The sequence below is a fragment of the Streptomyces tagetis genome, assembly GCF_018069565.1.
Taxonomy (GTDB): Bacteria; Actinomycetota; Actinomycetes; order Streptomycetales; family Streptomycetaceae; genus Streptomyces; species Streptomyces tagetis.
In genome coordinates, this window is the sequence record NZ_JAGPNL010000001.1 from 1,119,828 (window position 1) to 1,143,879 (window position 24,052).

Sequence of the window (24,052 nt, forward strand, 5' to 3'; positions counted from 1 at the left end):
CGCCGACTAGGAGCCCCCACATGGCACGCGTTCTCATCGCAGGCGAGTCGTGGATCAACGCCTCGACCGACTTCAAGGGCTACGACGCCTTCCCCCACGCCCAGCTCGAAGTGGGGGCGACCCCCCTGATCGAGGCGCTGGAGGCCGAGGGCCACGAGGTCACCCACCTGCCCTCGCACGCGGTGGCGACCGACTTCCCCGAGACCCTGGAGAAGCTCGGCGCGTACGACGTCGTGATCCTCTCCGACATCGGCGCCAACTCCCTGCTGCTGCACCCGCAGGTCTTCGCCCAGGGCCGCCCGTTCCCGAACCGGATCAAGCTCCTGGCCGAGTGGGTCCGCCAGGGCGGCGGCCTCGCCATGGCCGGCGGCTACCTCAGCTTCCAGGGCTTCCAGGCCAAGGCCAACTACCACGGCACCGCCGTCGAGGACGTCCTGCCCGTCGACATCCTTCCCTACGACGACCGCGAGGAGTGCCCCGAAGGCGTCAGCGGCGAACTGACCGGCGAGGCCCACGAGGTCACCGCCGGGCTCGACGCCCGCTGGCCGGTCCTCCTCGGCTACCAGCGCCTCACCGCCAAGCCCGACGCCACCGTCCTCGCCACCGTCGAGTCCCGCCCGCTGCTCGCCGTACGGACGGAGGGCGCCGGCCGCACCCTGGCCTTCGCCTCGGACATCTCGCCGCACTGGGCCCCCGCCGAGTTCGTCGAGTGGAAGGGCTACCGCCGGCTGTTCCACCAGGCCGTCACCTGGCTCGCGGGTTCCGCGGAGTAGCCGGCATGGCCCCCGCGCACCCGGCCGGCGCCCGCCCCGGGCGCCGGCCGGCCCCGGCCGGCACGGCGCCGGCCCCCCTGATCGGCGACGCGTTTCCGCGCCCGGCCCGTAGCCTTGCTGCGGGAGGCAGAACCGTCGTCACCCCCGGCACCGGCCCACGCGTCGTCGTCGCCGTACCGGGCCCCCGCGCACGCGCGCACCCGGCGCCCGTGGCCCCGGCCGCGGCGCCCGGCACCGCCTCCGGCGGTGTCACCCCCGCCGCGACCGTCCTCGGGACGGCGCGGGGGACCGCCGCCCCGGCGGCCGGCCGCGACGCGCAGGACGCGTCGCCCCTTCGTTCGCACACCCCGCGGACCCACCGCGGCACACACAGAGAGATGGCGGACCTACGATGACGTACGTTCCTCCCCCCGCCCCGCCCGCCGTGCGGGCCGAGCCGCAGGCCGCCGGCCGCAGCGTCCGCCCCGCGACCACCGCCCTCCTGGTCGTCGCCACCGTCCTGGCGGGCACGCTCAGCCCCCTCCAGGCGACCGTCAACGGCGCCCTCGGCAAGACCGTCGACGACGGCAACGCCGCGGCGGTGATCTCCTTCGGGACCGGCCTGATCCTCATGGCCGTCATCGTCTTCGCCCGGCCCACCACCCGGCGCCAGGCCCTCGGCATCCCCGAGCAGATCCGCTCCGGCCGCCTGGGCTGGTGGAACTGGCTGGCCGGCCTCTGCGGCGGCGCCGTCGTCCTCTCCGAGGGCATCACCGTCGGCGCGCTCGGCGTCGCCGTCTTCCAGATCTCCCTGGTCTCCGGTCTGATCATCTCCGGCGTGATCTGCGACCGCCTCGGCGTCACCTCCGGCGTCAAGCAGCCCCTCTCGCCGCCCCGCCTGCTGGGCGCCCTGCTCGCCATCGCCGCCACCGCGCTCGCCATCGCCCCCACCTTCCACGTGCCGGGCACGGTCGCGCTCGCCCTGCTGCCCTTCGCCGCGGGCCTGCTCGCCGGCTGGCAGCCCGCCGGCAACGCCGCCGTCGCCGACTCCACCGGCTCCATGCTGGTCTCGATCGGCTTCAACTTCCTCGTCGGCTTCACCGTCCTGCTCGCCGGGCTCCTCGTCCGCCTGGCACTGGGCGGCGCCCACTTCGCCCTCCCCGGCACCTGGTGGATGTACACCGGCGGTGCGCTCGGCCTGCTCTCCATCGGCCTCATGGCACTGCTCGTCCGCGGCCTCGGCCTGCTGCTCCTCGGCCTCTCCTCGGTCGCCGGCCAGCTCCTGGGATCGCTCATCCTGGACGGCGTCAGCACCTCCGTCGGCCAGACCGTCCACCTGGTGACCGTGATCGGCACGGTGCTCGCCATCGTCGCCGCGGGCATCGCCATGATCCCCTCCCGCTCCACGCCCGCCGTGAGCCGGTCATGACCGGCCCCGCGCCCCACGTCCAGACCGTCACCGGTCCGGTGGCCGCCGACCGGCTCGGCCTCGTCCTGCCGCACGAGCACCTGTTCAACGACCTCTCCGGCGTGCTGGACGCCCCCAGCCACGACTTCAGCCGCTTCCTGGCCGACCGGCCGGTCACCGCGTCGGACGCCTGGGCGCTGCGCCACGACCCGTACTGCTGTCCCGACAACCTCGCCGCCAAGCCGGTCGAGGACGTGCTCGGCGAGGTCGAGGCGTTCCGGGCGGCCGGCGGCGGCACCATCGTCGACGCCACCTCCAGCGCCGTGATCGGCCGCGACCCGGCCCGGCTGCGCGAGGCGGCCCTGCGCAGCGGCGTCCACGTCGTCATGGGCTGCGGCGCCTACCTGGAGAAGTTCGAGGGCGACCGCATCGCGGCCACCGCCGTCGACGCCCAGGCGCGGGCCATCGACGACGAGCTGGCCCACGGCGTCACCGAGGACCGCGTCCGGCCCGGACTCATCGGCGAGATCGGGGTCTCCCCGTACTTCACCGCCGGGGAGCGGCTCTCGCTGCGCGCCTCCGCCCTCGCCCAGCTCAACCATCCGCACGTGCCGCTCATGATCCACCTTCCCGGGTGGCAGCGGCGGGCCCACGACGTCCTCGACATCGTCCTCGGCGAGGTGGGCGTCGCCCCGGACCGGGTGGTCCTCGCGCACATGGACCCCTCCGGCGAGGACACCGCCTACCAGGACTCCCTCGCCGCCCGGGGCGTGTGGCTGGAGTTCGACATGATCGGCATGGACGTCACCTTCCCGTACGAGGGTGCCGCCCCGCGGGCGGAGCGCACCGCCGACGCGGTCGCCGGGCTCGTCTCCCGAGGCCACGGCGGACAGCTCCTGCTCAGCCACGACCTGTTCCTCAAGCAGATGTGGACCCGCCACGGCGGCAACGGGCTGACCTTCGTCCCCACGGTCTTCGGCACGCTGCTCACCGCGCGCGGCGTCGACCCGGACCGGGTCCGGGCCCTGACCCACGACAACCCCGTACGGATGCTCACGGGGGCGGGGCCGCGCGGCTGAGCCGGCCTCCCCGCCCGACGGGCGGCACGCCGGCCGGGTCCTCCGGCGCGGGTGCCGCCCGTCGGCGTGTCCGGGGTGCGGGACCCGGTGCCGGCGGCCGTCCGCCCCGCCTTCCCCGATGCCTGGCCGTGATCACCGACAGTGACCGATTCTGATCACATGAGACCGCTCTACGGCCCTTCCGGAACGGATGCTTCGCCCGGTTATCGGTCTGTCGTACGACGCCTCATACCAGAGCGGGACCCCTACCGGGGGACTTTGTCCACAGCGCTCCGAACCGGTTCCCCGTCCGACTACTGTGAGTGTCCGTCGGACGACGCAGGGCCGGTACGCCGGTCCCGTCCGACACCGCGACGACGCCTGCCCACCGGGGCGTCGCGGGCCCGCGCGGCGTCCGGCACCCCGCGCGAGCGCCCAGGCCCGACGGACCAGGACGAGGACACCGATGTCGCACCTCCGCGCCCCGGCCGCGCGTGCGGACCGCCGTGAGGGCGGACGGCACGGCCGGCCCGCCCCCCGCACCGCCCCCGCGCTCCCCGAGACCCACATACGGCCCCACCTGCTGCGCATGGCCGTCTTGCCGCCCGTCGCGGTCGCCCTCAGCGCCTGCGCGGCCGTTCTGTTCACCGTCCGCTCCACCGGCGCCCGGACCACCCTCGTCCTGTGGGGCGTGCTCGGCGGCGCCGTCTGCGTCGCCGTGGCCGCTGTCGTCATCGCCGCCATCGCCGCCGACCGGGTCGCCCGCACCGTCCAGGAGCGGGTCGGCGCCCTGCGCGCCGGCACCGCCCGCGGCGAGGAGGAACTGCGCTCGCTCGTCGAGGCCCTGCGCCGCGGCGAGGCCCCGCCCCGGCGCAAGAGCCGCGGCGGCCCGCCGCACGACGCCGACGAGTTCGAACTGCTCGCCGCCGACCTCTCCCGCGCCCACGAGGGCGCCGTGACCGCCGTCGTCGAGGCCGCCCGGCTCTCCAGCCGGACCGGCAGCGAACAGAAGCTGGAGGTCTTCGTCAACCTCGCCCGGCGCCTTCAGTCCCTGGTGCACCGCGAGATCTCCCTCCTCGACGAGCTGGAGAACGAGATCGAGGACCCCGACCTGCTCAAGGGCCTCTTCCACGTCGACCACCTCGCCACCCGCATCCGCCGCCACTCCGAGAACCTGGCCGTGCTCGGCGGCGCCGTCTCCCGCCGGCAGTGGAGCAATCCCGTCGACATGACCGAGGTGCTGCGCTCGGCCATCGCCGAGGTCGAGCAGTACTCCCGGGTCCGCCTCGTCCCGCCCATCGACGGCACCCTGCGCGGCCACGCCGTCGCCGACGTCATCCACCTGCTCGCCGAACTCGTCGAGAACGCCACCCTGTTCTCCGCCCCGCACACCCAGGTCCTGCTGCGCGCCGCCACCGTCACCTCCGGACTCGCCGTCGAGGTCGAGGACCGCGGCCTCGGCATGCCGGCCGCCGAACAGACCCGCATGAACGACCTGCTGGCCGACCCCGACCAGGTCAACGTGGCCCGCCTGCTCGCCGACGGCCGCATCGGCCTCTACGTCGTCTCCCAACTGGCCCGCCGCCACGGCATCTCGGTCCGCCTCCAGAGCAACATCTACGGCGGGGTCCAGGCCGTCCTGGTCCTCCCGCGCGACCTGCTCGGCCCGGCCCCCGCCCTCCCCGCCGCCGGCACCGCGGGCGCGGCCCCCGGCCCGGTCGCCCACCCCGCGCCGGTCCCGGAGGCGCCCGCCCCGTCCCCCGGCACCCCCGCGCCGCCCGCCTCCGGCCCCGACGCCACCGGCCCCGTACCGCTGCCCCTGCGCCGTGAGCGCCGGGACCGGACCACCCCGGCCGCCGCCGTCCCCGGCATCCGCCCCGCCGACCGGGGCGTCCTCGCCGAACACGCGGCCACCCCGCCGGTACCCCGGCACGCCGCGGTCCGGGCCACCCCGGACAAGCCCGACCTGCCCCGCCGCCGCGCCCAGGAACACCTCGTCCCGCAACTGCGCGGCGGCCCCGCCCCGCGCCAGGACCCGGACCCCGGGGAGCACGCCGTCCACGACCCCGGCCTGATGGCCGCCTTCCGGCGCGGCATCGGCCTCGCCGAGGCGGCACCGCTCGCCGATGCGCCCCACCCGGACACCCATCCGGGCACCCATCCGGGCACCCATCCGGACACCCATCCGGACACCCACCCGGACACCCACCCCGGCGGCCTCGCCGGAGCGGACGGCACGGGAGGGGACGGCAGCGGCCCGGGGGCCGTGGGCCTGAGCCCCACGGGTCTTGAGACCACGGACCTGGACGCCACGGGTTCGAACACCACGGGCTTGGAGGCAACGGACTTGGAGACAACGGGCCTGGAGGCCACCGCACCGGACGGCACCGCGCCCCAGGACGCCTCCGCCCTCACCCTCTTCACCGAGGGGAGCGGCCCCTCCGCGCCCCGCCCCCGCCTCCCCGCCCGGCACGACGGGAGCGCGCCCGCCGGATGACCGCCCCGACCTCCCGCACCCCCGCCTCCCGCACCCCCGCCTCCCGTACCCCCACCCCCGGCGCACCCACCCCCAGCGCCCCCGCAGACCTTCGCACCTCAAGGAGTCGATCCACCATGGCGAGCGACGCGCCGACCGGCCCCACATCCGACCTGGACTGGCTGATGAGCGGCCTCGTACAGCGCGTACCGCACACCACCAGCGCGGTACTCCTGTCCTGCGACGGGCTGGTCAAGTCCGTCCACGGCCTGGACGCGGACAGTGCCGACCACATGGCCGCCCTGGCCTCCGGCCTCTACTCCCTGGGCCGCAGCGCCGGCGTGCGCTTCGGCGACGGCGGGGACGTCCGCCAGGTCGTCGTCGAACTCGACTCGGCCCTCCTCTTCGTGACCACCGCCGGCTCCGGCACCTGCCTGGCCGTCATGGCAGGCCGCGAGGCCGACGCCGCCGTGCTCGGCTACGAGATGGCGATGCTCGTCAAGAGCGTCCGCCCCTACCTGGTCACCGCCCCCCGCCGCCCGGCAGCCGCACCCCCGGCGACGAGGTCTTGAGGGCGGCAGCGGCGGGTGACGGGCCCTGGCTCGACGAGGCCGCCGGACGACTGGTGCGCCCCTTCACCGTCAGCAACGGCCGCACCCGGCCCACCGTGGCCCTCGACCTGATGTCCCAGGTGATGGCCACCGGAGTCACCCCCTTCGGCTACCTCGGCCCCGAGCACACCCACGCGCTCGACCTGTGCCGGGCTCCGGTCCCGGTCGCCGAACTCGCCGCCCACCTGCGACTGCCCGTGGTGGTCACCAAGGTGCTGCTCGCGGACCTCGTCGACTGCGGGGCGCTGACCACCAAGCCCCCCGCCGCGTTCCACCACCACCCCACGGACCGGGCCCTTCTGGAGGCAGTGCTCGATGGACTACGACGCCAGCTCTGACCACGGCGACCGCGCCGACCCGTTCCCCACCGCCCTCAAGATCCTCGTGGCCGGCGGATTCGGGGTGGGCAAGACGACCTTCGTCGGCGCGGTCAGCGAGATCGCGCCGCTCAGCACGGAGGAACTGCTCACCACCGCCGGCGCCGCCACCGACAGCCTCGACGGCATCGAGAACAAGGCCGAGACCACCGTCGCCATGGACTTCGGCCGCATCACCCTCGACGAGGAACACGTCCTCTACCTCTTCGGCACCCCCGGCCAGGAACGCTTCTGGTTCATGTGGGACGAACTGTGCGAGGGCGCCCTCGGCGCGGTCGTCCTCGCCGACACCCGGCGCCTGGAGGAGTCCTTCGCCGCCGTCGACTTCTTCGAGGAGCGCGGGGTCGGATTCGTGGTCGCCGTCAACGAGTTCGACGGCTCCCACCGCTACGACCCCGAGGAGGTCCGCGCCGCCATCGACCTCCACCCCGCCATCCCCATCGTCCGCTGCGACGCCCGGATCTCCAGCTCCGGCGTCCAGACCCTGCTGACCCTCGTACGCCACCTCCTCACCCACACCCCGGCCCCCGCGACGGGGCCCGGCGCCCACCGGTGACACCCCCCACCCGCCAGGAGCCGCCCATGACCCCCGACCCCAGCGACGGAGCCCGCCGATGAGCTACGACCCGCCGCGCCCGGCCGGACGGCTGCTGCTCACCCCCGAGGACCCGGACGGCCCCGCCCGGATGGGGCGGCTGCGCCTCCTCGGCCTGGCAGAGCGCCCCGACCCCGCCCTCGACGCCTTCGCCGACGGACTCGCCGTCCTCGCCGAAGCGCCGTACGCGATGGTCAACTTCCTCGTGGAGAACGGGCAGTTCTTCGCCGGACTGCACGCGCCCGACCCGCCGGGCGAGGGCACCGGCGCCGCCCTCGGCCGCTTCCTCGCCCGCGACCACGGCTTCTGCCCCCATGTCGTGGCCCGGCGCAAGGCCCTCGTCCTGGAGGACGTGCGCGACTACCCGCGCTTCGCCGGCAACCCCGTCGTCGACGGCTTCGGCATCCGCTCCTACCTCGGCGCCCCGCTCATCGACGGCACCGGCACCGTCCTGGGCACCGTCGCCGCCTGCGACGTCCGCACCCGCGCCTGGGGGACGGCCGGACTGGAGGCCATCAAGGCCGCGGCGGCCGACCTCGTCCGGCGCATCGAACGCAGCGCGGAGGACGGACTGCCCTTGTGAGCAGGGCCCCGGCCGGGGCGGTGCCGCCCCTGTGAACGGGGCCGTGGCCGCAGGCGGGTGGCTCCCGCGGGCGGGGCCCCGGCCGGGGCGGGCGGGGGTGGTGTGAAGGAAAGCTGCGGCCGTGGTTAAGAAAAGCTCGATGGACCCGGGCCCGGGTCGTACGGCAGATTGCTGTCCGATCCCCTCGCCGCCCCGGACCCGGGCTCCTTCGTCGTGCCCGGCGCCGGGACCTCACCCTCAGGAGCCGTAGCGTTGAAGGCGCTGGTCAAGGAGAAGGCCGAGCCCGGCCTGTGGCTCGCGGACGTGCCCGAGCCCGCCGTCGGGCCCGGCGACGTCCTCATCAAGGTGCTGCGCACCGGCATCTGCGGTACCGACCTGCACATCCACGCCTGGGACGGCTGGGCGCGGCAGGCCATCCGCACCCCGCTCGTCCTCGGACACGAGTTCGTCGGCGAGGTCGTCGGCACCGGCCGCGACGTCACCGACATCAAGCCCGGCGACCGGGTCAGCGGCGAGGGCCACCTCGTCTGCGGCCGGTGCCGCAACTGCCTCGCCGGCCGCCGCCACCTCTGCCGCGCCACCGTCGGCCTCGGCGTCGGACGCGACGGTGCCTTCGCCGAGTACGTCGCCCTGCCCGCCGCCAACGTCTGGGTGCACCGCGTCCCCGTCGACCTCGACGTCGCCGCGATCTTCGACCCCTTCGGCAACGCCGTGCACACCGCCCTCTCCTTCCCGCTCGTCGGCGAGGACGTCCTCGTCACCGGCGCCGGACCCATCGGGCTCATGGCCGCCGCCGTGGCCCGGCACGCCGGTGCCCGGCACGTCGTCATCACCGACGTCAGCGAGGAACGCCTCCGGCTCGCCCGCGAGATCGGCGTCAGCCTCGCCCTCGACGTCACCCGGAACACCATCGCCGACGGACAGCGCGAACTCGGCCTGCGCGAGGGCTTCGACATCGGCCTGGAGATGTCCGGCCGCCCCGAGGCCCTGCGCGACATGATCGGCAACATGACGCACGGCGGCCGGATCGCCATGCTCGGCCTGCCCGCCGAGGAGTTCCCCGTCGACTGGGCCCGCGTCGTCACCTCCATGATCACCATCAAGGGCATCTACGGACGCGAGATGTTCGAGACCTGGTACGCCATGTCGGTGCTGCTGGAGGGCGGCCTCGACCTCGCCCCCGTGATCACCGGCCGGTACGCGCACCACGAGTTCGAGGCCGCCTTCGCCGACGCCGCGAGCGGCAGGGGCGGCAAGGTCATCCTCGACTGGACCGCCTGAGCCGTCCGGCCGCGCCCTCCCCGCCGGACCGCCCGAGCCGCCCGGCCCTCCCACCCCCCAGGAGCTGTCATGTTCGACTCCGTGCGCGACGATCTGCGCGCCACCCTCGACGAGATCCGCGCCGCCGGGCTGCACAAGCCCGAGCGGGTCATCGGCACCCCGCAGTCCGCGACCGTCGAGGTCACCGCCGGCGGCCGTCCCGGCGAGGTGCTCAACTTCTGCGCCAACAACTACCTCGGCCTCGCCGACCACCCCGAGGTCCTCGCCGCCGCCCACACCGCGCTGGACCGCTGGGGCTACGGCATGGCCTCCGTACGCTTCATCTGCGGCACCCAGGAGGTGCACAAGGAGCTGGAGGCCCGGCTGTCGGCCTTCCTCGGGCAGGAGGACACGATCCTCTACTCCTCCTGCTTCGACGCCAACGGCGGCGTCTTCGAAACCCTCCTCGGCCCCGAGGACGCCGTCATCTCCGACGCCCTCAACCACGCCTCCATCATCGACGGCATCCGCCTCTCCAAGGCCCGCCGCCTGCGCTACGCCAACCGCGACCTGACCGAGCTGGAGGAGCGCCTCAAGGAGTCGGCCGACGCCCGGCGCCGCCTCATCGTCACCGACGGCGTCTTTTCCATGGACGGCTACGTGGCGCCGCTCGCGGAGATCTGCGATCTGGCCGACCGCTACGACGCCATGGTGATGGTCGACGACTCGCACGCCGTCGGCTTCGTCGGCCCCGGCGGACGCGGCACCCCCGAGCTGCACGGCGTCATGGACCGGGTCGACATCCTCACCGGCACCCTCGGCAAGGCCCTCGGCGGCGCCTCCGGCGGCTACGTCGCCGCCCGTGCCGAGATCGTCGCCCTGCTGCGCCAGCGCTCGCGCCCCTACCTCTTCTCCAACACCCTCGCCCCGGTGATCGCCGCGGCCTCGCTCAAGGTCCTCGACCTGCTGGAGTCCGCCGACGACCTGCGCGTACGGCTCGCCGGGAACACCGAGCGGTTCCGCCGCCGGATGACCGAGGAGGGCTTCGACATCCTCCCCGGCGACCACCCCATCGCGCCGGTGATGATCGGCGACGCCTCGGTGGCGGGCCGCATGGCGGAGCTGCTGCTGGAGCGCGGCGTGTACGTGATCGGGTTCTCCTACCCGGTCGTGCCGCAGGGCGAGGCCCGTATCCGCGTCCAGCTCTCCGCCGCCCACTCCGAGGCCGACGTGGACCGCGCCGTCGACGCCTTCGTCGCCGCCCGGACGGAACTCGACGCGGAGCGCGCGCCTGCGGCCTGAGGTCCGCCGCGTGGGGGTGCGTCCACGGCGTGAGGCGGCCGGTCCGCGCGATCGAGCGCGCCTCGGCGCGGTCTCAGGTCGGGGGGCGCACCCTCCGACCTGAGACAATCGGTCCCGTGATCGAAGCACGGCGGCTGCACATCCTCCGTGCGGTGGCGGACCACCGCACGGTGACGGCGGCTGCCGCCGCGCTCTACCTCACCCCCTCGGCCGTCTCCCAGCAGCTCAGCGCCCTGGAGCAGGAGACCGGCCACCGCCTGGTCGAGCGCGGCGCCAAGGGCGTCCGGCTGACCCCCGCCGGGGAGATCCTCCTCACCCACACCAACGCGGTCCTCGCCCAACTGGAACGGGCCGAGGCGGAACTCGCCGCCTACGGCTCCGGCGCGGCCGGCACGGTCACCGTCGCCTCCTTCGCCACCGGCATCGCCTTCGTCGTCGCGCCCGCGCTGACCCGCCTCGCCTCCTCGGCACCCGGTATCCGCATCCGGGTCCGCGACGCCGAGGGCGACGCCAGCCTCCCGATGGTCCTGGACCGGCAGGTCGACGTCGCCGTCGCCGTCGAGTACCGGGGGGCGCCGCCCGCCGACGACCCCCGGCTGACCCACGTGGCGCTCTACGCCGAGCCGTTCGACGCGGTCGTCCCGGTCGCCCACCGGCTGGCCGGCGCCGGGCGGGTGCCGCTCGCCGAACTGGCGAAGGACCCGTGGATCGGCCCCTACCCCGGCAATCCCTGCCACGACGTGGTGGTGCTGGCCTGCGAGAACGCCGGTTTCCAGCCCCGCCTGGAACACTCCTCCGACGACTTCCGCGCCGTGGTCTCCCTCGCCGCCGCCGACGCCGGGGTGGCCCTCGTACCGCGCTCGGCGCTGCGCGGGATGGACCTGACCGGCGTGGTGGTCCGCCCGGTCGACGGGACGGCCCCCACCCGCCGCGTCTTCGCCGCCGTCCGCCGCGGGGCGGAGGGGCATCCGCTGATCCGGCCGGTCCTGGAGGCGCTGGAGTCGGCGGCGGACCGCTGAACACCGTCGGCTGACGGGCCGGGCGGGGTGCGCGCCGCAGTGCCCCGCCGGGCTCGCCGCGCCCCGCCGCCGCCCCGCAGGCCCAAGCCGTGCTCGCTCGCCCGGTGCGTCCCGCCCCGCCGTGCCCCGTACGCACCGCACCCCGCCGCCGTTGTCGGTGGTGGCGGATACCGTGCGGGACATGCCCGATGCCGACGCCGTACGCCGTATCGCCCTGTCCCTGCCCGACACGGCGGAGAAGACCGCCTGGAGCATGCCCACCTTCCGGGTCGCGGGCAAGATGTTCGCCACCCTGCCCGAGGACGAGACGTCCATCGCGGTGCGCTGCCCCAAGGAGGAACGGGACGAACTCGCCCTCGCCGAGCCGGAGAAGTTCTGGATCGCCGGGCACGAGGCCGGCTTCGCCTGGGTGCGGGTGCGGCTCGCCGCCCTCGACGGCGAGGGCGAGTTGCGCGACATCCTCGCCGACTCCTGGCGCCAGGCCGCCCCGCCCCGACTGCTGGAGGTCCATCCTCGCCTGGGCCTGCCCGCCGACGAGTAGGAAACCCCTTCGGGAGGCGCGGCGGGCCGTGGCATGATCCCAGGGCGCGGGGGCCGGGGGAGCGACGGGGGGAAGCGGAGGACGAAGGTGAGCGGGACCTCGGGGGTGGGGGAGGGGCAGCGTGAACGCCCCGTCTGGTCACGGGACTTCGGCCTGTTCTTCGCGGCCCGCGCGATCGCCCGGCTCGGCGACACCATGCTGCCCGTGGCGCTCGCCGCCGGCCTGCTCCAGCACGGGTACGGTGCGGGCGCCGTCGGCCTCGCCATGGCCGCGACGGCCGCCGCCTTCGCCGGGCTCGTCGTCTTCGGCGGTGTCATCGCCGACCGGTTCAGCACCCGCCGGCTGATGATCGGCGCCGACCTGGCGCGGCTCGGCACCCAGTCCCTGGCGGCCGGGCTGTTCTTCTCCGGCCACGTGGTGCTGTGGGAGATCTGCGCCATCGGCTTCGTCAACGGCATCGCCGGCGCCGTCTTCCAGCCCGGTGTCGCCGGCACCGTGACCCGCCTCGCCTCCGACGTCCAGGGCGCCAACGGCGCCATCCGCGTCGCCGAGTCCGCCGCCCAGCTCGCCGGTCCCGCCACCGCCGGGCTCCTGGTCGGCTTCGCCTCGCCCGGCGGTGTCTTCGCCGCCCACGCCGCCACGTACGGCATCAGCGCCCTGTGCCTGCTCCTGCTCCGCCTCCCCGGGCCCCCGCCCGCGCCCCAGGGAGGCACCGTGGGGCTCGGTGCGCGCACCAGGGAGTTCCGGGCCGATCTCGCCGAAGGCTGGCGGGAGTTCACCGCGCGCCCGTGGCTCTGGGGCGTGATCGCGGTCTGGGGTGTCTACATGATCGCGGTCTGGGGGCCGACCGTGCCGCTGGTGGCGGCCGAGGTGGTGCAGCGGCACGGCCCGCGCGCCTACGGCCTGGTCAACTCGGCGCTGGGCGCGGGCACCGTCGTCGGCGGGCTCCTCGCCCTGCGGCTGCGCCCGCGCCGGATGCTGCGCGCCGGTGCCCTGGCCCTGTTCGGCTTCGCCGCCTTCCCGGCGAGCGTCGGCGCGGGGCTCGGCGTACCGGCCATGGCCGCCGGTGCCGCCGTCGCCGGGGCCGGCATGTCCTTCTGGGGCGTGATGTGGGCGACCAGCGTGCAGACCCAGGTGCCGCCCGACGTGCTCAACCGCGTCCACGCCTACGACGTCGCCGGCTCCCTGGCGATGATGCCGGTCGGCCAGGCCCTCGCCGGCCCCGCCGCCTCCGTCCTCGGCGCCGGCGAGGTCCTCTTGGTCTCCGGTGCGATGAGCCTCGTCGTCTGCACCGGCCTGCTCCTGATACCGGCGGTGCGCTCACTGGTGCGGGCCGACGCGCCCCCGCCCGCCCCGGCCCGCACGGCGGAACCCGGCCGGGGGGCGGCCCCGGCCGGGAAGCACTGACCCGGGCGGCTCAGCGCCCCGGGCCGAGGAAGGCGCCGATACGCCGCCGCAGCGACCCGGCGTCCAGCCCGTGGGCGGCGACGTGCTCCTCCAGCCGCCCGTAACGCCGCAGCTCGCGGCGGCCGACGCCGAGCCCGAGCACCCGGTGCGGTACGTGGGACAGGGCGTCGTTCACCACCGCCGTGGAGGTGCCCGCGAGGTACGGCTCCACCAGGACGACGTCGGTCCCGGCCGCCCGCGTGGCCCGCTCCAGCGCCGCCGTGTCGAAGGGCCGTACGGTCGTCGCGTACAGGACGGTCACATCGAGGCCGGAGGTGGCCTCCAGCACCTCGTCGAGGACCGGTCCGACGGCGAGGACGACCCCGGAGCGGCCCTCGCGCAGGGTGCGGAAGCGCTGCCCGTCGACCGGGCGCCCGGCGGCGTTCGACTGCGCCGACAGCCGTACGTACACCTTGTCGTCGCCGGCGGCGACCGCGTGCCGCAGCAGTGTCTCGGCCTCGTCGGGGTGGCCCGGCACGTGCACGGTCCAGCCGTCCAGGGTGTCCAGCAGTGCCACGTCGCCGGGGGCCATGTGGGTGAAGCCGCCGGCCGGCCAGTCGAAGGACGCGGCGGCGCTGACCAGGACGGCGCCCGCGTCCTGGTGGCCGAGGTCCAGCTTGAGCTGCTCGAAGGGCCGCTCGACGAGGAAGCTGGCGAAGGTGTGCACGACGGGCCGCATCCCGGTCAGGGCCAGTCCCGCACCGGCCCCGACGAGCAGTTGCTCCCGGATGCCGACGTTGACGACCCGGTCGGGGTGGCGGCGCGCGGCGTCGGTGAAGGCGTCGGCGCCGATCTCGGCGAGGACGACGGCGACGCGGGGGTCCTCGTCCAGCAGCCGGGTGACGACCGGCCCGAAACGGTCACGCATGGTGTCCATGAGGTTCCTTCCTGGGGCGGGGGAGCCCGCCCGCGGCGGCTCAGACGGCCTTGGGCTCCACCCGGGCCACCACGGCGTGCGGGCGTCCGGGGTGCGGGGCGGTGAAGGCGGCGTACAGCGCCTCGTGGTCCCGCCCGTCGACCGTGACCACGGACCAGCCCGCGGCCTCGAAGCGGGCGGCGAGTCCGCCGGGCCGGGCGTGGCGGGCGGAGGCGTTGTCGACGACGACGGTGTGCAGCCCCTCCAGTCCGGCGGGCCCGGCGAAGGCGATCGCCTCGTGGTTGCTGCCCTCGTCCAGCTCGGCGTCGCCCACCAGCACCCACACCTTGGCGTCGTCGTACCCCTGGGCCCGCAGTCCCAGCGCCGACCCGACCGCGATCGGCAGCCCGTGTCCGAGGGAGCCGCTGCCGATCTCCACCCCGGGCACCAGCGTGCGGTCGGGGTGGTGGCCGAGCGGCGAGTCGAAGGAGCCGAAGCCCGGCAGCCACTCCTCGGGCACGAACCCCTTGGCGGCCAGCACCGCGTAGTACGCCATCGGGCCGTGCCCCTTGGACAGCAGGAACCGGTCCCGCCCCGGATCGTCCGGCCGCCCCGGCGCCACCCTCAGCACCCGGTCGTAGAGCACCCACAGCACGTCCAGCGTGGACGTTGCCGCGGGGCCGTGCTTCTCGTCGCCGGTCATCAGCGACATCAGCGCGGGCAGGTCGGCGTACCCGTACGTCCGCCCGCGTTCCTCGGTGGTCGTCATGGTGACGATCGTGCAACCTCGACCGAAGTCGAGGTCAAGCGCCACACGCCGGGAAAGCGGTGCGCGACCACCTGCCCGAGTGCGGTATGGTTTTCCTGCACGTAAGGCCAGGGGAAACCCCAGGTCACACGGGCAACGGGACGTGGCGCAGCTTGGTAGCGCACTTGACTGGGGGTCAAGGGGTCGCAGGTTCAAATCCTGTCGTCCCGACGGGAAAGCTCCGGTGAGACGGCAGATCTCACCGGAGCTTCGTCGTTCCCGCCCGGCGCGGGGGCCTACCGTGCGGTGTCCGGGGTCCAGCGCAGGGTCATGTCGGGCAGGTTCTCCATGTTGCGTCGGCCGTCGTCGGTGTCGACGACGGTGAAACCGTGGTGCGCGTAGAACGCGCGGGCGTCGGTGTTCTGCTGGAAGACGTGCAGGGTCACCCCGTCGGGGCTGTGCCGCCTGACCTCGTCGAGCAGGAGCGTGCCGATGCCCTGCCGGCGGAGGTCCGGGCGCAGATAGAGGTGGTCGAGCAGGTCGCCGTCGAGGGCCGCGTAGCCGGCGATCTCCGCATCACGTACGGCGACCCAGACGCGGCACCGCTTGAGCAGGACGTCCCGGACCCACCGGGTCACCTCCTCGTGGCCGCGTTTTGGCGGGGGCAGGTAGGGCATGGTCGCCGCCCGGGAGTCCAGGTGGATGCGCGCGATCACCGCCGCGTCCGCCCGGTCCGCGCATCGGGTCCGCGTCCCGCCGTCATCACTCACGCCGGGAACCTACAAGGCGGACGGCGCCCCGATCCAGCGGTTTGCGGTACACGGTGCCGTTCGGCGGGGGTTTCGGGGCCGGCCGGGGTCAGCTCGGGCCGGTGGCTTCCGGGGTGCGTACGCCCGTGTAGGCGCGGGCCAGCCAGCGTTGGAGGTGGGGGGCCTGGGCCAGCAGGCCGCGGTGGACGCGGACGGCGTGGTGGTGCAGGGCCTCGGCCACCGGCGCCTCGACGGCCTCGCGCCGCCAGACCAGCAGGTGCCGCTGCCACAGGGGGTCACCGGCCAGCGGCTTGACCAGCACCCCGTCGATGGGGCACACGGTGGGCTGGACGGCGGTCACCCCGAGGCCCTGGGCGATCATCGACTGCAACTGGTCGAGTACGTGGAACTCGTGCGTGTCCGCCGGTGTGAACCCCGCGGCCCGGCAGGCGTCGTAGAAGGCGCCGGGCCACCCCACCCCGTCGTCCGGGGAGACGAACCAGGTGTCCTCCGACAGCTCCTCCAGCGGCACCTCGACCCGGTGCGCCAGCGGATGCCCGGAGTGCAGGGCCACGAAGACCGGGACGGTGCTGAGGGCGCGGTGGGCCAGGGCGGGGGAGCAGCGCACCGGCAGCCCGGGGTAGTCGACGCCCAGCGCGGCGTCGATCTCGCCGGACTCCACCATCCTGAGCAGCTCGCCCGTGGCGTACACGCTGCACACGGAGACGGTGAGGTCCGGGCGGGCCTCGCGGAGGGCGTTGAGCAGCGCGGGCACCACCGGGGTGTTGGTGACGCCGAGCCGGAGCCGTCCGGCCTCCGCCGTCGGGCCGCCCTTGCGCCCCCGGCCGAGGGCGTCGGCGCGGAGCAGGATCTCCCGGGCCTCGCTCACCACCTCCGCGCCGTAGGCGGTCAGCTCCACGCCCCTGCTGCCGCGCAGGAAGAGCCCCTCGCCGAGCAGCCGCTCGATGCGCCGCAACTGGGTGCTCAACGCGGGCTGCGTGTAGCCGAGCGCCGACGCCGCCCGGCCCACGCTCCCGGAATCCGCGATCGCGCACAGCACCCGCAGGTGCCGCAGTTCCAGTTCCATCGGTACACCTCGTCGGGGGCGGAAGGCACAAGGCATCGGGCGGTGGGCGTCGGGCGGTGGGCGTCCCGCGGGCGCGGGCGGGCGGTGACGGGGGTCCATTATGCGGGTGGGGCGGTGCCGCGCGGCCCGTGGCGGTCCCGTCCCGCCGGGCCGGCGGGGGTACCCGCCGGCCGCGGGCCCGGACGTTATGACCGGGCCCCTCCCTCTCCTATGGCCCCGCCCGTTGTCCCGGTGGTCCGGTCGTGGAAACCTCCACACCGCGCCCTGTCCGCCCCGGCGGACGTCGAAGCGCCTCACCGCCGAGGAGAGACACCATGCCCCACACCCGGGTCGGCTTCACCGTCGAAGCGACCGCGGCAGCCGTTCACCGTGCCCGGCACCGTGTCTCCGCGGCGGTGCGGGCGTGGGGCGGACCGCCCGACGACGATCTGGTCTTCCGCCTGGAACTGGTGGCGTCGGAACTCCTCACCAACGGTCTCCGGCACGCGGACGGCGGCCCCATGACCGTCGAGCTGACGCCGGAGGAGGACCACGTCGTCGTCGGCGTCTTCGACGGCTGCCCGGTCCTGCCGGGGCCCTCCGTCATGGAGACCGACGACGACCGGGGGCGGGGCCTGGCCCTCGTCGAGGCCCTCTGCCTCTTCCAGGGCGCGGAGCGCACCGCCCTCGGCAAACGCTGCTGGGCGGTCCTCCCCCGGGCCACGGCGCCCACCCCGGCCGGGCGTTCACCCCACGCCGGGCGAAGCCGCGCCGCCCCCGAGGACGCGGCGCGCTGGTCGGTGACCCCCGCCGGCCGGCGGCTGCTGGCGACCCTGTTCCCGGCGACGTCCCCGGCCGAACCCCGGTGAGCGCGGCCCGCGTGCCTCGCCGCCGTCCCCCGAAGACACGGCCCACGGCGGCGACCGCCCCACCCGGCAGCGGCCGGCCGCACCCCGCGCGGCTCACGACAGCGCGCGCACCACGACTCATGGCGAAAGCGCCGACGGAAGGGCAGGACCGCATGCGCGATACGGACCAGGACCACGGTGAAGTGCCGGCCGGGCCGGCCGGCCCCTTCGAGGGCGGCTGGGCGGAGACGGAGCTGAGGCCGCCCCTCGCGCCGGGGGCGGCGTACGCGGCCAAGCGGCGCGCGGCGCTCTCCGAGCGGTTCCCCGGCGAACGGATCGTCGTCCCCTCGGGCGGGCTCAAGGTCCGGAGCAACGACTTCGACCACACGTTCCGGCCCCACTCCGCCTTCGTCCACCTCACCGCCGACCAGGGGACGCGGGCGGTCCCCGACAGCGTCCTCGTCTTCGAGCCCACCGGACGCGGGCACGAGGTCACCCTCTTCACCCGGCCGCGGTCACCGCGCGACGGGGGGCCGGACGGCACGGAGTTCCACCGCGACCGGCGGCACGGCGAGTTCTGGGTGGGCCGCCGCCGGACCCTCGCGGAGACCGCGGAAGAACTCGGCGTCGAGGCCGCCGCACGGGACGCGCTGGAGCGGGCCCTGCGCGAGAACGCGCCCACCCGCGTCCTGCGCGGAGAGGACGCCCACGTCGACGCGCTGATCCCGCCGGCCCCCGAGGCCGACGCCGAACTGGGCGCCTTCCTCTCGGAGTCGCGCCTGGTCAAGGACGACTGGGAAGTCGGGCAGATGCGCGTGGCCGTGGACTGCACGGTCGCCGGTTTCCACGACGTCGTCGGCGAACTGCGCCACGCCACCCGCCTCGCCCGCGGCGAGCGCTGGATCGAGGGCACCTTCAACCGCCTTGCCCGGCTGGGCGGTTACGGGCTGGGCTTCGAGACCATCGCGGCGGCCGGGGCCCACGCCTGCGTCCTGCACTGGCAGCGCAACGACGGCCCGGTGCGCGACGGGGACCTGCTCCTGCTGGACGCGGGAGTGGAGGCCGACTCCTTCTACACCGGGGACATCACCCGGACCCTGCCGGTCGGCGGACGCTTCACCGATGTCCAACGCCGGGTCTACGACTTGGTGTTCGCCGCCCAGTCGGCCGGTATCGCGGCGCTGCGGCCCGGCGCCCGGTACGGAGCCTTCCACGACGCCGCGATGCGCGTCATCGCCGAAGGGCTCGACGCCTGGGGCCTGCGGCCGTACGGCAGCACCGCCTCGACCTCCCCCTCCGAGCTGTACCGCAGGTACACCGTCTGCGGCTCCGGCCACATGCTCGGGCTGGACTGCCACGACTGCTCCGGTGCCCGCGAGGAGACCTACCCGGGAGGTGCGCTGGAGGCCGGCCATGTCCTCACCGTCGAACCGGGCCTGTACTTCCAGCCCGACGACCTGACGGTGCCCGAGGAACTGCGCGGTATCGGCGTACGGATCGAGGACGACTTCCTCATCACGGCCGACGGAGCCGTGTGCCTGTCCTCGGACCTGCCGCGCGGCGCCGACGAGGTGGAGGAGTGGATGGCGTCGCTGCGCTGACGCCGACGGCCCGACCGGGCCCGTACCGATGGCGGTTGCGCGGGCGTGGAGGCCAAGAGGCGAGGAAGCAAGGGCCGTACCGACAGCGAAACGTGACATTGTATAGTGGGGAGGTCATCGGGCTGGACGGACGGAGGAGCGGGGATGTCTCATCTCGAACCGCAGATGATCTCCGTCCAGACCCATCTGCGCGACCAGGTCGCCAACGCGCTCCGGGCGGCCCTCATCGCGGGCGAACTCCGCCCGGGTGTCATCTACTCCGCTCCCACCCTGGCGTCGAAGCTGGGCGTCTCCGCCACCCCCGTACGCGAAGCCATGCTGGACCTTGCCCGGGAGGGCCTGGTCGAGGCGGTGCGCAACAAGGGGTTCCGGGTCACGGAGATGACCGAGCAGGACCTCGACGAGTTCACCGAGATCCGCACCATGCTCGAAGTCCCGGTCGTGGGCCGCGTCACCGCGACCGCCACCGTCGAGCAACTGGAGGCTCTGCGCGCCCCGGCGCAGCAGATCGTGGCGGCGGCGCGGGCCCACGACGTCCTCGCGTACGTGGAGGCCGACCACCGCTTCCACCTGGAGCTGCTGGCCCTCGCGGGCAATCGGCACCTGGTGACGGTCGTGTCCGACCTGCGCAAGCGGTCCCGTCTGTTCGGTCTGGCCCGTCTGGACGAGGCGGGGCGGCTGGTCGCCTCCGCCCAGGAGCACGTCGAGTTGCTCGATCTGATGGTGGCCGGCCGGGTGCGGGAGGCGGAGGAGTGCATGCGCCGTCACCTCGCCCACGTCCGCACCCTGTGGGCCGACGGCCGAGCGCACGCCGAGGACCGGGAACCGGCCCTGCGCGCGGGCGGCCGGTAGCCCGTCGGGCCCTGCCCCTGGGCGGCGTACCGCCACCCGCGTACGCGATGACGCCCTGACGGCCCGCCTCTTCCCCCTCACCGCCCGTGCCGTACGGCGGTGTCGCCCGCCCGTGCCCGGACGCCGGGCGGCGTGACGGCCGGGCCGTCCTCGCTCTTCCCCGCACCACCCGTGAAGGCCCCGACGCCCGTCGGCTCCGGCCGACTCCCCGCGCGGACCAGGCACTTCGTGCTGCCGCGCCGCCAACTCCAGACGCTCACCGACGGATTGGCAACCCCAGCTCCATCCGGATGTCTTCCCTGAGCCATGTCACCTGTGCAATGGTACATGGCACAGGTCGTGGGCATGCCAAGCAAGGCATCGGCTCCGTGCTCCCGTCGGTCGACGGCACGGGCCCTCCCCGCTCCACGGCCCCCTCCACCCCCGGAGACCGCGCGTCGCGTGGTCCGACCCCTCATGGAGGCACAGTGAGAACGACACTTCTGCGCAGAGGTCTGGGCGCGGTGCTACCGCTGGCCCTCGCCCTCTCCCTCGGCGCCGGCCTGCCGGCGCAGCCGGCCGGCGCCGTCACCGGGGACGCCCCGGCACCCACGGCCGGGAGCGAGCGGCACGACGGTCCCCCGCCCGTCGCCGGCTCCGCCACCGCCGAGGGCGAGCACGTCGGCGCGGGCCGCCGGAAGGTGTCCCAGCTCCCGCCGCTGGCGGCGAGCAAGGACGCGCTGAAGGAGTCCTACGGCCGCCACGACGAACTGCCCGCCCGCCCCTCCGAGTCGGCCGGGTCCACCGCCCGGGGCACCGACGGCGGGAAGGCCGCGGCAGCCGCCTCGTGCGACGTCTCCGACTTCACCGGCCGCACCGGCAGCGCCCTGGTGCGGCAGATCAAGGCGTCCACGACCGACTGCGTCAACACCCTCTTCGGCCTGACCGGCGGTGACGCCCGCCAGGCGTTCCGCGAAGAGCAGATGACCACCGTCGCCTACGCCCTGCGCGACGGCTCCGCGTCCTATCCCGGCAACGCCACCACCGGCATGCCGCAGCTCGTGCTCTACCTGCGCGCGGGCTACTACGTCCAGTACTACGACGCGGACGCCGTCGGCCCCTACGGCGCCTCCCTGCGGACCGCGATCCGTTCGGGTCTGGACGCCTTCTTCGCCGGCGCCCACTCCCGGGACGTCAGCGACGCCAACGGCGAGACGCTGGCCGAGGCCGTCATCCTCATCGACAGCGCCGAGGAGAACGCCCGCTACCTGTACGTCGTCAAGCGGCTGCTGGCGGAGTACGACGCCTCCTGGAACTCCTCCTGGTGGATGCTGAACGCGGTCAACAACGTGTACACCGTGACCTTCCGCGGCCACCAGGTGCCCGAGTTCGTGTCCGCCGTCCAGGCCGACCCCGGCCTGATCGACGCGCTGTACGGCTTCGCCAAGGGCCACCTCGGGCTGCTCGGCACCGACCAGTCCTACCTGACCTCCAACGCCGGACGCGAACTCGGCCGGTTCCTCCAGCACTCCGCGCTGCGCTCCACGGTCCGCCCGCTCGCCACCGGCCTGCTCGACTCCAGCTCCCTCAAGGGCGTCACGGCCCCGCTCTGGGTCGGCGTGGCCGAGATGACCGACTACTACGACAAGGCCAACTGCTCGGCCTACGGCACCTGTGACCTCCAGGGACAGCTCGCCCGGGAGGTGCTGCCGGTGACCCACTCGTGCGGCTCCGGCATCACCATCCGGGCCCAGCAGATGACCTCGGGCGACCTGGACTCCACCTGCGCCGGCCTGCGGAACCAGGACGCCTACTTCCACGGCATCGTCCGCGACAGCGGCCCGGTGGCCGACGACGACAACACCACCATCGAGGTCGTGGTGTTCGACTCCAGCACCGACTACCAGACCTACGCCGGGGCGATGTACGGCATCGACACCAACAACGGCGGCATGTACCTGGAGGGCGACCCGGCCGCCGCCGGCAACCAGCCCCGCTTCATCGCCTACGAGGCCGAGTGGCTGCGGCCCGACTTCCGGATCTGGAACCTCAACCACGAGTACACGCACTACCTCGACGGCCGCTTCGACATGTACGGCGACTTCGCCGCCAACATCACCACCCCCACCGTCTGGTGGATCGAGGGCTTCGCGGAGTACGTCTCCTACTCCTACCGCGGCGTCCCCTACACGGAGGCGATGACCGAGGCCGGGCGCCGCACCTACGCCCTGAGCACCCTCTTCGACACCACGTACAGCCACGACACCACCCGCGTCTACCGCTGGGGCTACCTCGCCACGCGGTACATGCTGGAGAACCACCGGTCCGACATGGACACCGTGCTCGGCCACTACCGGTCCGGGAACTGGGCCGCCGCCCGCACCCACCTCAAGAACACCATCGGCACCCGCTACGACGACGACTGGTACACCTGGCTCGCCGGCTGCGCGGCCGGCACCTGCGGCGAGGGCACCACCCTCACCGAGTGCACCGGCACCGACACCAGGGAACTGGGCCGGAACTGCCGGCGCGGCGGCCAGAAGGCCACCACCGGGAACTACGCCTACCTCTACCTCCACGTCCCCGCCGGCACGGGCAAGCTGGAGATCACCACCTCCGGCGGCACCGGTGACGCCGACCTGTACTACGGCCGCGACGGCTGGCCCGGCACCGGCAGCCACACGCAGCGCGCCACGGGGGCCGGCAACAGCCACACCCTCACCGTCGACGCCCCGCACGCGGGCGCGCACTACATCAGCCTCCACGCGGTGAGCGGCTTCGACGGGGTCACCGTGACCACCCGCTACTGACCCGCACACCGGAACGACGGCACGGCCTCGGCCCGGGGCGGCGGCAGGAACACCACCGCCGCCCCGGGCCGGGGGCGTGCCGCACCGCGGACGGCACGGCACACGCGTCGGATCAGAGGGTGAAGCCCGCCGGGTAGGGGTCCGACGGATCGAGCAGGTACTGCGCGGTGCCGGTGATCCAGGCCCGGCCGGTGACCGACGGCAGCACGGCCGGCCGGCCCCCGACCGTCGTCTCGCCCAGGACCCGCCCCACGAACCGGGACCCGATGAACGACTCGTTGACGAAGTCGCCGCCCACCGACAGCCGCCCGCGCGCGTGGAGTTGGGCCATCCGGGCGCTGGTGCCGGTGCCGCAGGGCGACCGGTCGAACCAGCCCGGGTGGATCGCCATGGCGTGCCGCGAGTGCTCCGCGGTCGATCCGGGGGCCTCCAGGTAGACGTGGTGGCACACGTCGATCTCGGGACGCTCCGGATGGGACACCGGGTTCTGCCGGTTGATCGCGTCCATGACGGCCAGCCCGGCGTCGAGCAGCCGCCGCTTCTCCGCCCGGTCGAAGGGGATGCCGAGGTCCTCGGTACGGACGAAGGCGTAGAAGTTGCCGCCGTAGGCGATGTCGTAGGGCACCGCGCCGTGCCCGGGGACGTCGACGACCTGGTCGAGGGCGTGGCAGTACGACGGCACGTTCTCCAGGGTGACCGACTCGGCGCGGCCGTCCCGCACCCGTACCCGGGCCGTGACCAGCCCCGCCGGGGTGTCGAGCCGGACCAGGGTCTCCGGCTCGACGGGCTCGACCATCCCGGTCTCGACCAGGACCGTCGCCACGCCGATGGTGCCGTGCCCACACATCGGCAGGCAGCCGGAGACCTCGATGAAGAGCACCCCGAAGTCGGCGTCCGGCCGGGTCGGCGGCTGGAGGACGGCCCCGGACATCGAGGCGTGGCCGCGCGGTTCGCACATGAGCAGGGTCCGCAGGTGGTCGCGTTCCGCGACGAACCGCCGCCGCCGCTCGGCCATGGTCGCCCCGGGCAGGACGCCCACGCCTGACGTGATCACCCGGGTCGGCATGCCCTCGGTGTGCGAGTCGACGGCCTGGAAGCACACGGTCGAGCGCATC

22 protein-coding genes and 1 tRNA gene are annotated in these 24,052 nt (G+C 74.4%); 18 read left to right on the top strand and 5 right to left on the bottom strand.

Going from position 1 to position 24,052, the window contains the following annotated elements; genetic code table 11:
* The first annotated feature begins 20 nt into the window (after positions 1-20).
* From J5Y05_RS04780 to J5Y05_RS04840, 13 genes are all read left to right on the top strand, one after another.
* A complete protein-coding gene (locus J5Y05_RS04780; protein WP_210868467.1) occupies positions 21-773 on the top strand; it encodes a glutamine amidotransferase in 753 nt (250 codons plus the stop codon).
* Between the two features lie 391 nt (positions 774-1,164).
* The gene (locus tag J5Y05_RS04785; RefSeq protein ID WP_210868468.1) at positions 1,165-2,181 is read left to right on the top strand and encodes a DMT family transporter; all 1,017 of its coding nucleotides are present in this window, start codon (positions 1,165-1,167) and stop codon (positions 2,179-2,181) included.
* On the top strand, positions 2,178-3,239 hold the full coding sequence (locus J5Y05_RS04790) for a phosphotriesterase family protein (protein ID WP_210868469.1): 1,062 nt from the start codon (positions 2,178-2,180) through the stop codon (positions 3,237-3,239). Before J5Y05_RS04785 ends, J5Y05_RS04790 begins: the two co-directional genes overlap by 4 nt.
* A gap of 445 nt (positions 3,240-3,684) precedes the next feature.
* On the top strand, positions 3,685-5,715 hold the full coding sequence (locus J5Y05_RS04795; protein ID WP_247614035.1) for an ATP-binding protein: 2,031 nt from the start codon (positions 3,685-3,687) through the stop codon (positions 5,713-5,715).
* A gap of 116 nt (positions 5,716-5,831) precedes the next feature.
* Positions 5,832-6,266: a roadblock/LC7 domain-containing protein gene (locus J5Y05_RS04800; protein WP_210868470.1), complete on the top strand. Its 435-nt coding sequence runs from the start codon at positions 5,832-5,834 to the stop codon at positions 6,264-6,266.
* Entirely contained in the window at positions 6,263-6,643 is a 381-nt protein-coding gene (locus J5Y05_RS04805; RefSeq protein ID WP_210868471.1) for a DUF742 domain-containing protein, read from the top strand. The genes J5Y05_RS04800 and J5Y05_RS04805 overlap by 4 nt, the downstream gene beginning before the upstream one ends.
* Positions 6,621-7,238 carry a GTP-binding protein gene (locus J5Y05_RS04810; RefSeq protein WP_210868472.1) on the top strand — a complete coding sequence of 206 codons (618 nt, stop codon included), beginning with the start codon at positions 6,621-6,623 and terminating at the stop codon, positions 7,236-7,238. Before J5Y05_RS04805 ends, J5Y05_RS04810 begins: the two co-directional genes overlap by 23 nt.
* Positions 7,239-7,296: 58 nt before the next feature.
* Positions 7,297-7,860 (top strand): GAF domain-containing protein, encoded by a 564-nt coding sequence (locus J5Y05_RS04815; protein ID WP_210868473.1) that lies wholly within the window; start codon positions 7,297-7,299, stop codon positions 7,858-7,860.
* Between the two features lie 252 nt (positions 7,861-8,112).
* Positions 8,113-9,141: an L-threonine 3-dehydrogenase gene (tdh, locus tag J5Y05_RS04820; protein ID WP_210868474.1), complete on the top strand. Its 1,029-nt coding sequence runs from the start codon at positions 8,113-8,115 to the stop codon at positions 9,139-9,141.
* A 69-nt stretch (positions 9,142-9,210) separates the two neighbouring features.
* Entirely contained in the window at positions 9,211-10,422 is a 1,212-nt protein-coding gene (locus J5Y05_RS04825) for a glycine C-acetyltransferase (RefSeq protein WP_210868475.1), read from the top strand.
* Positions 10,423-10,538: 116 nt separating this feature from the next.
* Complete coding sequence (locus tag J5Y05_RS04830) at positions 10,539-11,441, top strand: LysR family transcriptional regulator (protein ID WP_210868476.1); 903 nt, start codon at positions 10,539-10,541, stop codon at positions 11,439-11,441.
* 181 nt (positions 11,442-11,622) lie between these two features.
* A complete protein-coding gene (locus J5Y05_RS04835) occupies positions 11,623-11,982 on the top strand; it encodes an MmcQ/YjbR family DNA-binding protein (protein WP_210868477.1) in 360 nt (119 codons plus the stop codon).
* Between the two features lie 33 nt (positions 11,983-12,015).
* Positions 12,016-13,389 (top strand): MFS transporter, encoded by a 1,374-nt coding sequence (locus J5Y05_RS04840; RefSeq protein WP_210868478.1) that lies wholly within the window; start codon positions 12,016-12,018, stop codon positions 13,387-13,389.
* Between the two features lie 10 nt (positions 13,390-13,399).
* Here the strand turns inward: J5Y05_RS04840 and J5Y05_RS04845 are convergent, their stop codons facing one another.
* On the bottom strand, positions 13,400-14,305 hold the full coding sequence (locus J5Y05_RS04845) for a transketolase family protein (protein WP_210868479.1): 906 nt from the start codon (positions 14,303-14,305) through the stop codon (positions 13,400-13,402).
* Positions 14,306-14,345: 40 nt separating this feature from the next.
* Positions 14,346-15,053: a thiamine pyrophosphate-binding protein gene (locus tag J5Y05_RS04850; RefSeq protein ID WP_210868480.1), complete on the bottom strand. Its 708-nt coding sequence runs from the start codon at positions 15,051-15,053 to the stop codon at positions 14,346-14,348.
* Positions 15,054-15,189: 136 nt separating this feature from the next.
* Here J5Y05_RS04850 and J5Y05_RS04855 point away from each other — a divergent pair.
* A tRNA-Pro gene (locus tag J5Y05_RS04855) sits at positions 15,190-15,263 on the top strand.
* A 65-nt stretch (positions 15,264-15,328) separates the two neighbouring features.
* Here J5Y05_RS04855 and J5Y05_RS04860 read toward each other — a convergent pair.
* Together J5Y05_RS04860 and J5Y05_RS04865 are read right to left on the bottom strand one after the other, a co-directional pair.
* On the bottom strand, positions 15,329-15,802 hold the full coding sequence (locus J5Y05_RS04860) for a GNAT family N-acetyltransferase (protein WP_210868481.1): 474 nt from the start codon (positions 15,800-15,802) through the stop codon (positions 15,329-15,331).
* A gap of 88 nt (positions 15,803-15,890) precedes the next feature.
* Positions 15,891-16,868 (bottom strand): LysR family transcriptional regulator, encoded by a 978-nt coding sequence (locus J5Y05_RS04865; RefSeq protein WP_210868482.1) that lies wholly within the window; start codon positions 16,866-16,868, stop codon positions 15,891-15,893.
* A 314-nt stretch (positions 16,869-17,182) separates the two neighbouring features.
* On the opposite strand from J5Y05_RS04865, the gene J5Y05_RS04870 reads away from it, so the two are divergent.
* The 4 genes from J5Y05_RS04870 to J5Y05_RS04885 all read left to right on the top strand — a co-directional run bounded on the left by J5Y05_RS04870 (position 17,183) and on the right by J5Y05_RS04885 (position 22,937).
* Positions 17,183-17,716, top strand: coding sequence for an ATP-binding protein (locus J5Y05_RS04870; RefSeq protein ID WP_210868483.1), 534 nt, complete (start codon positions 17,183-17,185; stop codon positions 17,714-17,716).
* A 152-nt stretch (positions 17,717-17,868) separates the two neighbouring features.
* Entirely contained in the window at positions 17,869-19,296 is a 1,428-nt protein-coding gene (locus J5Y05_RS04875) for an aminopeptidase P family protein (RefSeq protein WP_210868484.1), read from the top strand.
* Positions 19,297-19,440: 144 nt separating this feature from the next.
* Positions 19,441-20,148 (top strand): GntR family transcriptional regulator, encoded by a 708-nt coding sequence (locus tag J5Y05_RS04880; RefSeq protein WP_210868485.1) that lies wholly within the window; start codon positions 19,441-19,443, stop codon positions 20,146-20,148.
* 467 nt (positions 20,149-20,615) lie between these two features.
* Positions 20,616-22,937: a M9 family metallopeptidase gene (locus J5Y05_RS04885; protein WP_210868486.1), complete on the top strand. Its 2,322-nt coding sequence runs from the start codon at positions 20,616-20,618 to the stop codon at positions 22,935-22,937.
* A gap of 112 nt (positions 22,938-23,049) precedes the next feature.
* On the opposite strand, the gene J5Y05_RS04890 is transcribed toward J5Y05_RS04885, so the two are convergent.
* Positions 23,050-24,051: a proline racemase family protein gene (locus tag J5Y05_RS04890; protein WP_210868487.1), complete on the bottom strand. Its 1,002-nt coding sequence runs from the start codon at positions 24,049-24,051 to the stop codon at positions 23,050-23,052.
* Position 24,052: the final 1 nt, after the last annotated feature.

Coding starts and splice junctions, on each gene's coding strand:
- J5Y05_RS04890 (WP_210868487.1), bottom strand. CDS start 24,051: ATGCGCTCGACCGTGTGCTTCCAGGCCGTCGACTCGCACACCGAGGGC.
- J5Y05_RS04850 (WP_210868480.1), bottom strand. CDS start 15,053: ATGACGACCACCGAGGAACGCGGGCGGACGTACGGGTACGCCGACCTG.
- J5Y05_RS04785 (WP_210868468.1), top strand. CDS start 1,165: ATGACGTACGTTCCTCCCCCCGCCCCGCCCGCCGTGCGGGCCGAGCCG.
- J5Y05_RS04795 (WP_247614035.1), top strand. CDS start 3,685: ATGTCGCACCTCCGCGCCCCGGCCGCGCGTGCGGACCGCCGTGAGGGC.
- J5Y05_RS04870 (WP_210868483.1), top strand. CDS start 17,183: ATGCCCCACACCCGGGTCGGCTTCACCGTCGAAGCGACCGCGGCAGCC.
- J5Y05_RS04865 (WP_210868482.1), bottom strand. CDS start 16,868: ATGGAACTGGAACTGCGGCACCTGCGGGTGCTGTGCGCGATCGCGGAT.
- J5Y05_RS04835 (WP_210868477.1), top strand. CDS start 11,623: ATGCCCGATGCCGACGCCGTACGCCGTATCGCCCTGTCCCTGCCCGAC.
- J5Y05_RS04790 (WP_210868469.1), top strand. CDS start 2,178: ATGACCGGCCCCGCGCCCCACGTCCAGACCGTCACCGGTCCGGTGGCC.
- J5Y05_RS04840 (WP_210868478.1), top strand. CDS start 12,016: ATGATCCCAGGGCGCGGGGGCCGGGGGAGCGACGGGGGGAAGCGGAGG.
- J5Y05_RS04810 (WP_210868472.1), top strand. CDS start 6,621: ATGGACTACGACGCCAGCTCTGACCACGGCGACCGCGCCGACCCGTTC.
- J5Y05_RS04800 (WP_210868470.1), top strand. CDS start 5,832: ATGGCGAGCGACGCGCCGACCGGCCCCACATCCGACCTGGACTGGCTG.
- J5Y05_RS04825 (WP_210868475.1), top strand. CDS start 9,211: ATGTTCGACTCCGTGCGCGACGATCTGCGCGCCACCCTCGACGAGATC.
- J5Y05_RS04845 (WP_210868479.1), bottom strand. CDS start 14,305: ATGGACACCATGCGTGACCGTTTCGGGCCGGTCGTCACCCGGCTGCTG.
- J5Y05_RS04780 (WP_210868467.1), top strand. CDS start 21: ATGGCACGCGTTCTCATCGCAGGCGAGTCGTGGATCAACGCCTCGACC.
- J5Y05_RS04815 (WP_210868473.1), top strand. CDS start 7,297: ATGAGCTACGACCCGCCGCGCCCGGCCGGACGGCTGCTGCTCACCCCC.
- J5Y05_RS04875 (WP_210868484.1), top strand. CDS start 17,869: ATGCGCGATACGGACCAGGACCACGGTGAAGTGCCGGCCGGGCCGGCC.
- J5Y05_RS04880 (WP_210868485.1), top strand. CDS start 19,441: ATGTCTCATCTCGAACCGCAGATGATCTCCGTCCAGACCCATCTGCGC.